Source organism: Rhizobium phaseoli, from assembly GCF_010668805.1.
Classification (GTDB): Bacteria; Pseudomonadota; Alphaproteobacteria; order Rhizobiales; family Rhizobiaceae; genus Rhizobium; species Rhizobium phaseoli_A.
Genome location: NZ_WUFT01000007.1, coordinates 21,807 through 34,481 on the forward strand (window position 1 = coordinate 21,807; position 12,675 = coordinate 34,481).

15 protein-coding genes are annotated in these 12,675 nt (G+C 61.2%); 7 read left to right on the forward strand and 8 right to left on the reverse strand.

Annotated features, from left to right (window positions below; genetic code table 11):
- The first annotated feature begins 47 nt into the window (after window positions 1–47).
- From GR197_RS12215 to GR197_RS12225, 3 genes are all read left to right on the forward strand, one after another.
- Entirely contained in the window at window positions 48–473 is a 426-nt protein-coding gene (locus GR197_RS12215; protein WP_164009732.1) for a hypothetical protein, read from the forward strand.
- Window positions 474–860: 387 nt separating this feature from the next.
- Complete coding sequence (locus tag GR197_RS12220) at window positions 861–3,041, forward strand: methyl-accepting chemotaxis protein (RefSeq protein WP_164009734.1); 2,181 nt, start codon at window positions 861–863, stop codon at window positions 3,039–3,041.
- 158 nt (window positions 3,042–3,199) lie between these two features.
- Complete coding sequence (locus tag GR197_RS12225; protein ID WP_164009736.1) at window positions 3,200–3,508, forward strand: Dabb family protein; 309 nt, start codon at window positions 3,200–3,202, stop codon at window positions 3,506–3,508.
- Window positions 3,509–3,757: 249 nt separating this feature from the next.
- Here GR197_RS12225 and GR197_RS12230 read toward each other — a convergent pair whose 3' ends face one another.
- Window positions 3,758–4,114 (reverse strand): hypothetical protein, encoded by a 357-nt coding sequence (locus GR197_RS12230; RefSeq protein WP_164009738.1) that lies wholly within the window; start codon window positions 4,112–4,114, stop codon window positions 3,758–3,760.
- A gap of 505 nt (window positions 4,115–4,619) precedes the next feature.
- Here GR197_RS12230 and GR197_RS12235 point away from each other — a divergent pair.
- Window positions 4,620–5,204, forward strand: coding sequence for a cation transporter (locus GR197_RS12235; protein ID WP_164009740.1), 585 nt, complete (start codon window positions 4,620–4,622; stop codon window positions 5,202–5,204).
- A 12-nt stretch (window positions 5,205–5,216) separates the two neighbouring features.
- Here the strand turns inward: GR197_RS12235 and GR197_RS12240 are convergent, their stop codons facing one another.
- The 7 genes from GR197_RS12240 to GR197_RS12265 all read right to left on the reverse strand — a co-directional run bounded on the left by GR197_RS12240 (window position 5,217) and on the right by GR197_RS12265 (window position 10,295).
- Window positions 5,217–6,116, reverse strand: a complete 900-nt coding sequence (locus GR197_RS12240; RefSeq protein WP_164009742.1) for a metal ABC transporter solute-binding protein, Zn/Mn family — start codon at window positions 6,114–6,116, stop codon at window positions 5,217–5,219.
- Window positions 6,117–6,132: 16 nt separating this feature from the next.
- The gene (locus GR197_RS12245; RefSeq protein WP_164009744.1) at window positions 6,133–7,005 is read right to left on the reverse strand and encodes a metal ABC transporter permease; all 873 of its coding nucleotides are present in this window, start codon (window positions 7,003–7,005) and stop codon (window positions 6,133–6,135) included.
- Window positions 7,002–7,751 carry a metal ABC transporter ATP-binding protein gene (locus GR197_RS12250; protein ID WP_164009746.1) on the reverse strand — a complete coding sequence of 250 codons (750 nt, stop codon included), beginning with the start codon at window positions 7,749–7,751 and terminating at the stop codon, window positions 7,002–7,004. Before GR197_RS12250 ends, GR197_RS12245 begins: the two co-directional genes overlap by 4 nt.
- Window positions 7,748–7,876 (reverse strand): hypothetical protein, encoded by a 129-nt coding sequence (locus tag GR197_RS32645; RefSeq protein ID WP_281409520.1) that lies wholly within the window; start codon window positions 7,874–7,876, stop codon window positions 7,748–7,750. The genes GR197_RS12250 and GR197_RS32645 overlap by 4 nt, the downstream gene beginning before the upstream one ends.
- 106 nt (window positions 7,877–7,982) lie before the next feature.
- Window positions 7,983–8,141, reverse strand: coding sequence for a hypothetical protein (locus GR197_RS12255; RefSeq protein ID WP_164009748.1), 159 nt, complete (start codon window positions 8,139–8,141; stop codon window positions 7,983–7,985).
- Between the two features lie 687 nt (window positions 8,142–8,828).
- Entirely contained in the window at window positions 8,829–9,314 is a 486-nt protein-coding gene (locus GR197_RS12260; RefSeq protein WP_164009750.1) for a peroxiredoxin, read from the reverse strand.
- Between the two features lie 141 nt (window positions 9,315–9,455).
- Window positions 9,456–10,295: a protein-disulfide reductase DsbD domain-containing protein gene (locus tag GR197_RS12265; RefSeq protein ID WP_164009752.1), complete on the reverse strand. Its 840-nt coding sequence runs from the start codon at window positions 10,293–10,295 to the stop codon at window positions 9,456–9,458.
- A 139-nt stretch (window positions 10,296–10,434) separates the two neighbouring features.
- On the opposite strand from GR197_RS12265, the gene GR197_RS12270 reads away from it, so the two are divergent.
- The 3 genes from GR197_RS12270 to GR197_RS12280 all read left to right on the forward strand — a co-directional run bounded on the left by GR197_RS12270 (window position 10,435) and on the right by GR197_RS12280 (window position 12,511).
- Window positions 10,435–11,040, forward strand: a complete 606-nt coding sequence (locus GR197_RS12270; RefSeq protein WP_164009754.1) for a YqgE/AlgH family protein — start codon at window positions 10,435–10,437, stop codon at window positions 11,038–11,040.
- Window positions 11,041–11,153: 113 nt separating this feature from the next.
- Window positions 11,154–11,345, forward strand: a complete 192-nt coding sequence (locus tag GR197_RS12275) for a CsbD family protein (RefSeq protein WP_164009756.1) — start codon at window positions 11,154–11,156, stop codon at window positions 11,343–11,345.
- Window positions 11,346–11,440: 95 nt separating this feature from the next.
- The gene (locus GR197_RS12280; RefSeq protein ID WP_164009758.1) at window positions 11,441–12,511 is read left to right on the forward strand and encodes a zinc-binding metallopeptidase family protein; all 1,071 of its coding nucleotides are present in this window, start codon (window positions 11,441–11,443) and stop codon (window positions 12,509–12,511) included.
- The last annotated feature ends 164 nt before the right edge of the window (window positions 12,512–12,675 follow it).

A 12,675-nucleotide genomic window follows, 5' to 3' on the forward strand; every position in this document is an offset into this window, starting at 1 on the left:
AACGGCCGGCGATGTGCGCCTCTCATGGCTTGCACAAGGAAAATCCCATGCTCAAATTTCTGCTCACCCTGTCCTTGGGTGTTTTTTTCGTCGCGCCGCTTCAGGCCGGCGAACTCACTCCCGCCACCAAGAGCTGCCTGCCGGGGGAAAAACAGGGGCATTGCGAGCGCTGGGTCAAGGATTTCAAGACAGCCATGGAACTGGCGGGTAAAGGCGATCACGGCGCACAGGTAACCGTCGCCTTCTGCCTGTCCACAGGATGCCATGGCGCCGTCGCCATCGACAAGGTCGCGTCCTGCGGCTGGCATCTCGTCATCGCCAATTCGGGTGCTGCGACAGTGCTCGATGGTTCCAATCTCAAGAACACCTGCCGGCCGATGACGCCGGCTGAGAAAGACCAGGCCCGCGTCTTGTCCCGCGACCTGGTCCAGAAGATCTACAAGCGCGCCATGGTCACGACCGATCAGATGTAGTTCTGTTTGGCCAAATTTGAGGGATCGGCTTGGGTGAGCCACTCGGCTTTTCGGATTCCGAACGCAAACAGCTGCGCGGTTTTGCCGGAATTGCTTTAGCCCTTAAACTTATATTCATCGACTGCTGATTTTGTGTTGCATGCAATGATGATCGTCATCGCGAAGCGGGGATATTGCCGCCTTCGATGACGATCCGCAGGGCGCGCGGTGATGTTTCCGTCTGCACCTTCGGGATGAGCCCGCCGAAATTCCAAACCGCCTGGTTTCGACGACAGGAAAAGCGTGCCCGATCGCGGGCATGCCTGGCCCCGCATGTTCGTTTCGTTCAGCCGCCAGCCTTCCCCACGTGACCGCGCATTTCATCAGCCGAAATAAAGGGCTTTCAAGATGGTCAGAACCGTTTCAGCGAAACTCATCCTTGCGACCGGCACTGCGATCGCCGGCGTCTTGATCGCCTATACCGCCTTCAATGCGGTGAGTGCCAAGACCAATACCGAGCGGGAGGTGATGGCGCTGGCGACCGAGCAGGCAGCCGTGGTCAGCCAACAGGTGGCAACCGATATCACCGAGGCCACCTCGGCCGGTACGGCTCTGGCCGCAAGCCTCTCCGGTTTCGTCGACGGCGGATCGAAAAGCCGGGCCGACATCGTCGCGATGATCAAGGCCGTGGCTCCGCAATATCCGAGCGTGTTCGGCGCCTGGATGTGCGAGCTGATCGACGGTCCTCACCCGACAACCGGACCGGAGGCCTTGAACAAGGAAGGCATTTTCACGCCCTATTGGACCAAAGGCGATGACGGCAAGATGGAATTCTCGACGTGGAGCATCAAGCCTGAGGACGAATATTACAGCGCGCCCCTGAAGAGCGGAAAGGCGATCATCACCTCTCCCTATCTCACCAACATGAATAAGCTCGTCACCTCGGTTTCGGTGCCGATGCAGGTGAACGGGACTGTCGTTGGCCTTGCCGGCGTCGATATCAAGCTCGATGATCTCACAGCCGCCTTGACGCAGATGCACCCCTTCGATGGCGGGCGGGTCATGCTGCTTGCCAATGACGGCAAGTGGCTCGCCCATCCCGACAAAAACAATCTGATGAAGGACTATGCCGATGCCGGCGCAGATGACGTCAAGCAAGCGCTGGCCGACGGCAAGATGCGGGTGATATCCGGATTGCCTGATGGCGCCGTCCGCCTGGTCTATCCGTTTACCGCACGCGGAATGAACACCACCTGGGCAGCGGTCCTCGACGTGCCGGCCGCAACCTTCTCGGCGCCGGTCTGGCAGCAGATCTATAGCACGGTGATTGGCGGCCTTCTTATTCTGGCCGTGATGCTCGGCGTCATCCTGACGGCGAGCCGCACCCTGATCGGCAAGCCGCTGAAGGGCGTTCTGAGTGCCGTCCAGAAGATGGCCGCCGGGAACTATCGCGAGCAGATCGCTCATAATGGCAGCGCCGACGAGCTTGGAAGCCTGAAGAGCGCGCTCGAAAAATTCCGCCATCAACTCGCCCGCGGCGAGGCGCTCAAGGACGAGCAAGAGACGCTGCAGGCACAGGTCGAAACCGACCGCAAACGCCAGGGCGACCTCGAGCAGGCCAAGGCCGAGGATCTGCACCATTTCGTCGAAGTCGTGCAGAGCCGGTTCGGCCTTCTGGCTTCGGGCGATCTGACCGTCAGGATGAACGACAAGGTGGCGCCGGAATTCGAGACGATCCGGGCGAACTTCAATACGTCGGTTTCCGCATTGGAAGACACCATCCGCAACGTCGTCCACGCCGTTTACACCATCCGCTCCGGCCTCGGCGAGATTTCGACGGCCTCGAACGATCTGGCTCGGCGCACGGAACAGCAGGCCGCCTCACTGGAGGAAACGGTCGCAGCGCTCGGTGACGTCACCCGCGGCGTCAACGACACGTCCGAAGGGGCAAACAGCGCCCAGCAAACGATGAAGCTTGCCCGGGCCGACGCCGAAAAGGGCGGCGAAGTCGTTGCCCGTGCGATCGAGGCGATGACCGAAATCCAGGGCTCCTCCGGCAAGATCGGCAATATCATCCGCGTGATCGACGAAATCGCCTTCCAGACCAACCTGCTGGCGCTGAATGCCGGCGTCGAGGCGGCGCGGGCCGGTGAAGCCGGCAAGGGCTTTGCCGTCGTCGCCCAGGAGGTCAGGGAACTGGCGCAACGCTCCGCCCAGGCGGCAAAGGAAATCAGCGGGCTGATCTCGATGTCGTCGTCGCAGGTTCAGACCGGCGTCAACCTGGTGGAAGAAACCGGTGTGGCGCTCTCCAAGATCGTCGATCGCGTCGTCGGCATGAGCGATACAGTCAATGAAATTGCCACCAGCGCGCAGTCGCAGGCGACCAGCCTGCGGGAAGTTTCCGCCGCCGCCGATCTGATGGACAAGGTCACCCAGCAGAACGCCGCCATGGTCGAAGAGACGACGGCGGCAGCACAGGGGCTTGCGCAGGAAACGGAGAACCTCGCAGCGGTGGTCGGCCGCTTCGGCCTCGGCGGCGCAGTTTCGCGCGGCGGCCAGTCGCCGGCAGCGATGAAGCTGGCGAGCTGATCAATGCATGTCATCAGGACGTGTGCAGCGGTTCTGAGACACCGACCTGCATAACAAAAAAGCCAGCTTCACGCCGCAATGCCGGCGTGGAAATATTCTCATTGCCCTCCCGGCTTTCGCGGCTATTCTGCCGACACAGAAAATCGGGAGGAGCACTGATGATCCTGCACTGCGTATTCCTGCGGCTGAAGACCGCGGTGACTGGAGACGACAAACAGTCGCTGTTTGCGGCAATCGCCGCGCTCAAGCAGGTCATTCCCGGCATCCTGGATATCAAATACGGGCCGAATGTTTCGCCCGAGGGGCTGCACGGCGGCTTCGTCGACGGTTTTGCCGTGACCTTTGAGAGTGCCGAGGCGCGCGACGCCTATCTCATCCATCCCGAACATGTGACCGTCGGCGAGCGCATCGTCTCGTCGACGGACGGAGGCCTCGCCGGCATCCTGGTCTTCGACCTCAATCTGTAAGAGCCGCCGGCGGTCTGCGAGAAAACGGGATCGGCCCGAGCCCAGCCACTAACTTAAATGTGGAATCGTTCGAACCATGTTCAGCAATGCCCCTTATAACGCTGGTTATCGGGGGTATCGCTCATGCCGGAGATTTCTTTGGAAGGCCAAAGACGACTTCGAATACCATCAGCGCCAGCGATACAGGAAAGACAAACTGCGTGCTTGCCCTTGAAGGGAAGCTAGCGGCGGCCCCGCTTGCAAAGGTGGTTAGATACTGTCAGGCGGCGAGAAGAAACAGTTCACGTCGTTTTCCGTCGGATGGAGGCAGATGTGATACTGGCCGTCGCCGGAGGGGATTTCGTCCCCATACGGAATGAAGAACAGGTGTGGTTTTGTCGCAAGGTGGTGGTCGCCCGCATGCAGGAAGACGGAAAAACCGCGAGGCCCACGACTGATGTTCTGAGTGGGAATGGCCTCACAATCTCCAATCAAACCGTGAGCATTGCAGCACGCCGGAGGATAGGTCCAGCCGCTCTTCGCTTGATGGGCGTCGGTTCGAACAATAGTGCAGACGGAGATCGCCCCAAGTGTGATCAGGGATACTGTTGATGTGGCGAGTGTCATTGCATACCTCCTTAGAGGCAGCCCCTCGAAAAACGCCGGGAGGTTGCGCACTGATTGCCAAGAACGCGCGATCTTTTCCGATACGTCGATTGGTTGTTTTTGCTACCAGACACTTGCGGTCAGGTAGGTCGCTTGCGCCTCTAGGGCCATCGCCGTGATGCGTGGAGGCACACGGAGGCGGGTCGAACAACCGCGCTATCAGCATACTGCTCCGCTGCGTCGAGGTGAAGTCAAACTTCTGTTGCGCAGACCGCACGGATTGGACCTCCGTGCTCCGCCACGAGCAAAAGGCATCCTGCTGTGCTCCATAGCGACCATCTGGGTGAATAGGAGTGGAGACTCCGAAAAATCTCCACGTCCTTTTTGCAAAGCGAAGCTTTGAAGCAAAGTTTGATATTCTACATTTAGGTTAGTGGCTGGCGGCCCGAGCGGCTTGCAGCAGCGTCTCGCAGCCGCGAGCAAACGGCCCCTCCTTGGCTGGTTTATGGAAAAGGCTGATACGGACATGCATAGCTCCGCCCTTCGCCGCGCCGTCACGATCGCCGCGCTCGCAAACCTCGCCTATTTCGGAATCGAGTTCACGGTCGCCCTTTCGATCGGGTCAGTCTCGCTTTTCGCAGACTCGGTCGATTTCCTTGAAGATGCCTCGGTCAATCTGTTGATCCTGATGGCGCTCGGCTGGTCGGTGCGGTCGCGAGCCCGTGTCGGCATGGCACTCGCCGCAATTCTGCTCGCACCGGCGATTGCCACGATCTGGACCGCTTGGCAGAAGTTCACCGTGCCTGTTGCGCCCGAGGCCTTTGCGTTATCCCTGACCGGCCTCGGCGCCCTCGTCGTCAATCTGGGCTGCGCCTTGCTGCTCGCCCGCTTTCGTGATCACGGTGGAAGCCTGACGAAGGCGGCCTTCCTGTCCGCCCGAAACGACGCGGTCGCGAATATCGCAATCGTCGGTGCGGGATTGATTACCGCGTTTTTCTGGACGTCCGCGTGGCCCGATCTGATCGTCGGGATCGGGATCGCAATCATGAATGTCGATGCGGCGCGCGAGGTATGGACTGCGGCCCGTGACGAGCACCGGGCCGCAGCCTGACTGGGCGCCCGCTCAGCTCGATTTCGCCATGGCGGCGGCGAGCTGGTCGACATTGTAGCGGAACATCTTCTCATAGGTCGGCGCCGGCCCCTTGGCGTCGGAGAGCGATTCGACATAGAGCTCGCCGCCGGGCTCGGCGCCGGTTGCCTTGGCGACCTGTTTGACCAGGCGCGGGTCGTTGGAATTCTCGAAGAAATAGGCCTTCACATGCTCGCCCTTGATCTGGTCGATCAGCTTGGCGACGTCGGCGGCCGAGGCCTCGCTTTCGGTGGAGAGGCCGAGGGGGGCGAGGAAGGTGACATTATATTCGCGGCCGAAATAACCGAAGGCATCATGGCTGGTCAGCACCTTGCGGCGATCGTCGGCGACCTTGTCGAACTTCGTATGGGCGTAGGCATTCAATTCGTCCAACGTCTTGGTGTATTTCTCGGCATTGGCCTTGAAGGCAGCGGCATCGGCGGGATCGGCCGATGACAGCGCCTTTTCGATATTGGCGACCCAGATCTTGACGTTCACGGGGCTGTTCCAGACATGCGGATCGGTGATTTTTTCGCCGTCCTCATCCATGGTGCGGGTGTCGATACCTTCGGAGACCGTCACCGGCTTGCCCTTGTAGCCCGAGGCGGTGATCAGCCGGTCCATCCAGCCTTCCAGCCCTTCGCCGCTGACAAAGGTCACTTGAGCTGCGTTCAAATTCTTGGCGTCGGCCGGGGACGGCTCGAATTCGTGGGGATCGCCGTTCGGCCCGACGAGGCTCTTCACATCGACGTGGTTGCCGCCGACCTGCTTGACGACATCGGCAAGCACGGTGAAGGACGCCACAACCTTCAATGTTTCGGCGGAGGCAGGCATGGCCGACAGCGCCATCAAAGCCGGGATTGCTGCGCAGAGAAGCAGTCTGTGCGGTGTCATCGAAGTCTCCTTGGGATCAGCCCTTTAAATGCGGGCGGGGAAAGAAGCGCCGGGCGATGCCGGAGGGCGCGAAAAAGATCGAAAAGGCATAGAGGATCGCCGCCGTCATGATGATCGTCGGGCCGGAGGCAAGTTCGAGATGGTAAGAGGCGATCAGGCCGAGATAGCCGGAGGCGGCGGCACTGACGGCTGATATCGCCATCATCACGGCTAAGCTGCGCGACCAGAGCTGGGCGATGGCTGCCGGCAGCATCATCAGGCCGACCGCCATCAGTGTGCCGAGCGCCTGGAAGCTGGCGACGAGATTCAACACCACCAGCAGCAGAAACAGCACGTGATAGACCGGCCCGCGCCCGCCGACGGCGCGCAGGAAGCCGGGATCGAAACATTCGGCCACCAGCGGCCGGTAGATGACGGCAAGGGTAACGAGGGTCAGCGAGGTGATCGCGCCGATCAGATAAAGGGCAGAAGCATCGATCGCCAGGATGGTGCCGAAGAGCACATGCAGCAGATCGATATTCGAGCCGCGCAGCGAGACGATCAGCACGCCGAGCGCCAGTGAAGCCAGATAGAAGCTGGCAAAGCTCGCATCCTCCTGCAGCACGGTCATCCGGCTGACGGCGCCGGAAAGCAGCGCCACCGACAAGCCGGCAATGAGGCCGCCGAGCCCCATCGCCGTCAGCGACAGCGAGCCGGCGACGAGATAACCGATCGCCGCCCCCGGCAGCACGGCATGGCTCATGGCATCGCCCATCAGGCTCATGCGCCTGAGCATTAGGAAGACGCCGATCGGCCCGGAGCCGAGCCCGAGGCAAAGGCAGGCGACCAGCGCCCGGCGCATGAAACCGAAATCGGCAAAGGGCGCGAGGAAGAGATCGTAGACCGTCATGCCGCCGGCACCTGTTCGGGGCCGCAAGCCTCGGCATCCTCATCCCATCGCTCGGCCATGGCGCGTGCCTTCAGCAGATTGGCTGACGACATGACCTCGGAGGTCGGCCCCCATCCTACCAATTCGCGGGCAAGCAGCAGGGTCTCGGGGAAATGCGCCCGGACGAGCTCGAAATCATGCAGCACGGCAATCACCGTGCGGCCCTCGCCGTGCCAGCGGCTGACGATATCGATCAGGTCCCTGGTGGTGCGGGCATCGATTGCCGTAAACGGCTCGTCGAGCAGGATGATGCCGGCATCCTGCAGCAGCAGGCGGGCAAACAGCACTCGCTGGAACTGGCCGGCCGACAGCGAGCCGACATGACGTTTTCCGAAACCTTCGAGCCCGACCGCGGACAGCGCCTCGCCTGCCCGCTTCATCTCGCTTGGCGCAATGCGGCCGAAGGCTCCGGTTTTCTTCCAGGCGCCGAGCATGACGGTATCGATGACCGAGATCGGAAAACGCCGGTCGATCTCGGCCGCCTGCGGGAGATAACCGAATTCCGCCCGCCCCAGCCGATGCTCGACCCTGCCCTCGGCCGGACGAAGCTCCCCCATGATCGCCTTCAACAGTGTCGACTTACCCGCCCCGTTCGGCCCGGCAATCGCCGTCAGGCTGCCCTTCGCAAAGGCGCCGGAGACATGGTGGATGGCCGGATGTCGGTTATAGGCGACGGTCAGATTGTCGATACGGATCACCGGCGTCATGGCAGCAGAACCGCCCAATGAATGGCCAGCCAAAGGGCGGCAACGACCAACGAGATGCCGACCACCCTTGAAAAAGCCGACTGTCCCAGCAGGCTGACGGAGGGGCGGTCGGGGCTCGGGGGCATGGTTGATCCTACAATGTAATAACATTACGGTTATGTTATAACGATTGCGGCGAGATTGAGGCGAGGTTTGTTGGCGAAATTGTTATTGCTGGATAGGGAGGTGCGGCTATTTGACAGCCAAGCGCTGCCGGGCCAGACTTAACGGATGATCAGACCCTGGCACCTTATTGTTGATCACATCCGCAGCGTGGGAGAAAATTCGGCCGACGAAAAGTTTTCCTCTGCCTTGCGGGGCGTTGAGCGGCTTGCCGATTTCATCGCTCATAGTTCGCTTCGGCACGCGCTGTTTGGATGGACCTCAATGGCTGATCTATGCATCCAGCAAACCGGGCATAACCCTCCCTCCGTGGCCCATCTTCGGATCTCTGCGCAACCATCGGGTCTGATCGAATTCCGCTATATCGATACGGCTGTGGAACGCAGGCAATGGACGCGGACGGAAACGCCAGAACGAGCCCTTCACAGGCTTACGACCTTCTTAGGCCAACTTCATTGGGTTTCAGGTCCCGTGACAATTTTTCCGGAGCCGCAAATTGACGAGTTCACGGCCTAAGAGGAAGCGATCGACGGAGGCGCAATGCGCTTGCATCCCGCCAAACATCGCTGCCTTTGCTCCCAAAGCAACCCACCCTCCGTCTTCCTCGGGCTTGACCCGAGGATCCACCCTGCCCTCGATCGGCACCGGGCGTGGATCCTAGGCTCGGAGGCCTGGGATGACGGAGATGGGGGGAACGTTTCTGCCAAACGCGCCGTCGGCGTGTGCCCCTCATCCGCCTGCCGGCACCAACCGGGGTCGAGCCAAGGGTCTCGACCCGTCCTTCGGACCCCCGTAAACGGGGCGAAGGGGTGTGCCGCAACCTCTCCGTCCCTCGCCGACGTCTCGCGGGGCACGTCCCCTCTCCCCGTTTTTTACGGGGAGAGGGTTAGGGTGAGGGCCAGATTGTTCAAACGTTCAGAGTAGTTCCAGCATCGCGGCAGCACCCGAAACCGTGGCCTGGCCGGGGTTTTCCTCGATGTTCAGCGCCTTCACAACGCCGTCTTCCACCAGCATCGAATAGCGCTTTGAGCGCAGGCCGAGGCCGCCGGCGGAGAGGTCGGCTTCGAGGCCGACGGCCTTGGTGAAGCCGGCGTCCCAATCGGCGAGGAAGTGGATCTTGCCCATGCCGCCGGAGGATTGCGCCCAGGCGCCCATCACGTGCCAGTCATTGACTGATATGACGGCGATGTCGTCGACGCCCTTGCCGAGGATGGTGTCGCGGTTTTCGAGATAACCCGGCAGGTGGTTCAGCGAGCAGGTGGGCGTGAAGGCGCCCGGCACGGCAAACAGCACGACGCGCTTGCCGGAAAAGAGCTGGTCGGTGGTGATTTCGACCGGGCCGTCAGCGGTCTTTTCCTTGAAGGTGGCAGCAGGAAGCTTGTCGCCGATTGCGATGGTCATGGTTTTCTCCTTGAATTCCGGCTTTGGCGGCCGGCTTGTTGAGGTTCTGGCGTTGGCGGCGGCGGGCACCGCAGAGAGATCTGCGGCGACTATAAGATCGGCTCCTTCAAAGGCAAGGCCGGGCATTCAAAGGCAAGCCCGTCACTCAAAAGGAACGGTCGTCTCCATCGCCCTTTCGCCATCGATCACCAGCACGCCCCAGCGCTTGCCCGATATGTCGTAATCCTTCGGCAGCTTGCCGATGGCGACATTGGTCTTGAAGACAGCGCCGTCGCGTTTGCCGCCGATCTGCTTGGTGAAGGCATAGCCGCTCGGCCCGGTGACGATGATATCGGGCGCACCCTTGCCCTCGGCCGGCAAGACCAGCGTCAGCGACAGCGTCTTTTGATCAGCCGCCATCGCCTGCGCCGTCACATCGAAATCGGCCGATGGCGGCTTCGGCAGGCTTACATCGGCCGCCGCAAGGATCGCCTCTTCCTGTGGGTGCGACTGGATGGCAGGACCAAGCTTCAGCTGAAAATTCGCCTGGAAGGGAATGCAGATATCCTTGCAGATGCCGATGAAGGCCAAGGCGTCGATCTCGACTTCGCCTTTGCCTGCCGCTTTGAGCGACAGCGGCAGCGTTACCGGCGCGTCATAGCCGATATCCTCGACCGTGCCGTTGAAGAAATGTTTCGGAACGGGATAGCCGATGGCATCGAGCCTGACGCCGCTGCCCGCCGGGATGGTCAACTGCGGTGGAATGCCGGTGTTTCCCGGCTCTTTCCAATAGGTGATCCAGCCGGGTTTCGGCTCGATCTGCAGAGCGGCGCGGATTTTGCCGCCGGCATCGGGCGCGAGTGCGACGAGGCGCATGCGGCCGCCTTCGTTCTCCGCCCAGGGGCTCATTTCCGCGTGGGCGGAACAATGGATGGCGAAGGTTGCGCCCATCGAGATGACCGCAAGGAAAAGCCGGCGCGGGACTGAGGAAATAATCATCATGGAACAACGGTTTACCGAAAGTGGTGTTTGGCCGCCAGAAGTCGCGGCAATTTAAATCTTCATTTTTGGTTGATTGATCTGTGACATTGGCCCATGCTTCCGGTGTCAAGCCTCGGTGCGGTTGGCAGCAGGAGGAACGATGTCCTTATCGACGCTGAAGAACAGACGGGAACGTGGCTTCTTCGATGGCCAGTTCCTCATCGCCATGCCCGGGATCGAAGACCGCAATTTTGCGCGCACGGTGATCTATATCTGCGCTCATTCGGATGCCGGCGCCATGGGCTTCGTCATCAATCGCCCGCAAAACCTGACCTTCACCGATGTGCTGCTGCATCTCGACATGATCAAGCAGGAAGATTCCATCGTGCTGCCGAAGCGGGCGCGCGAATTCCCGATCCAGACCGGCGGCCCGGTGGAAAGCGGCCGCGGCTTCGTACTGCATTCGGACGATTATTCCAGCGACTCCTCGATCCCCGTCAGCGACGACATCTGCCTGACGGCGACGCTCGACATCGTGCGCGCCATCTCCAAGGGCGACGGGCCAACACGCGCGACGATGCTGCTCGGCTATTCCTCTTGGGGCGCCGGCCAGCTCGAAAACGAGGTCGTCAACAATGGCTGGCTCACCTGCGCGGCCAATGAGGCCCTGATCTTCGACCGCAGCCTCGACGACAAATATGAGCGGGCGCTCGCCGGCATGGGCGTTACCGCTGCCATGCTTTCGGCGGAAGCCGGGCATGCCTGAGATTATTTACCTGAGCTGACTGGCCTGAATAGGTCTGGAACGAATTGCGCTGGGTGACGTTTCATTTCGGCAAACACGGGCAAGAGGCCCGGCTGACGAAGGAGACATCACATATGGGTAGCACCAGCGACAAGATTTCCGGCAAGGCAAATGAAATTGCCGGCAAGACCAAGCAGGCCGTCGGCAAGGCCACGGATGACCACGAAATGCAGGCCAAGGGCACCGTTCAGGAAGCCAAGGGCAAGGGTCAGGTCGCAGCCGGCAAGGTCAAGGACAAGCTCAAGGGCGCCGTCGACCGGCTCTGAGCCGCAAGCTCATCCGTTTAAGAACCATGCCTGCTGCGCCCCTCGCGCGGCAGGCATTTTTAATCCGCCACACCAATGCTTTGCAGGGACATACGATGAAGCTTTCCGCCTGCGACAATTGCGATCAGGTCGTCCACTTCGACAACCGCCAATGCGTGCGCTGCAACCATCGCCTCGGCTTCCTGCCCGGCGATCTCGCCATGCATGCGCTGGAGCCGCGCGACGAGACGCTCTGGCAGCTTGTGTCTGATCCCGACCGTGAAGTCCGCTTCTGCGCCAATGCCGGCCTCGACATCTGCAACTGGCTGGTGGATGGCGATGGTGAGAGCGAATTCTGCGTTGCCTGCCGCCATAACCGGCTGGTTCCGAACACCGATACTCAGAACGGCATCGATCGCTGGCGGCGCATCAGCCAGGCGCAGCGTCATCTGTTTTATTCGCTGTTGCGCTGGAGGCTGCCGCATCCCGATCGGGTGCAGGATCCTGAAGGTGGCCTGGTGTTCGATTTCCTCGAGGATTCGATCGAGAGCAACGGCTATGTCGTGCCGGCCATGACCGGCCACGAGGAAGGGCTGATCACCATCCGCGCCGCAGAGGCCGACGATGCGACGCGCGAGCAGGCACGCAGTTCGATGAACGAACCCTATCGCACGCTGCTCGGCCATTTCCGCCATGAGACCGGCCATTTCATCTGGAACAAGCTGGTGCGCGACCGCGGCGGCCAGGCGGATTTCCGTGCCGTCTTCGGCGACGAGCGGCAGGATTATGCAGCCGCCCTGCAAAGCCACTATGCCGGCGGCGCGCCCATGGGATGGCAGGACAATTTCATCAGCGCCTATGCGGCCTCCCACCCCTGGGAGGATTTTGCCGAATGTTTCGCCCATTACCTCCATATCGTCGATACGCTCGAAACCGCCCGCGCCTTCGGCATCGCCATCGATCCGCGCGGCCATGAGGAAATCGCCGGCGAAGTGGATTTCCTTCCCTACCGGGCAAAGAGCGCCGAACAACTGGTCAGCGCCTGGGTGCCGCTCAGCCTGGCAATCAACGCCATTCAGCGCAGCATGGGCCAACCGGACTCCTACCCCTTCGTGCTGTCCTCACCTGTCGTGGCAAAACTCGAATATCTGCACCGGCTGATCCAGGGGGCGGCGACCGCGTCGTAGCGGGTGGGGTGAGTTATCCTCACCTTCATTCCTGTGCTCGTCACGGGACTGTGGGAGATCGCCGCCTGCCCCTCATCCGGCTGCCGCCACCTTCTCCCCGTAAACGGGGCGAAGGGGATTTGCGGCAACCTCTCAGTTTTCCACTGACCTCTTGCAGGGCCCGT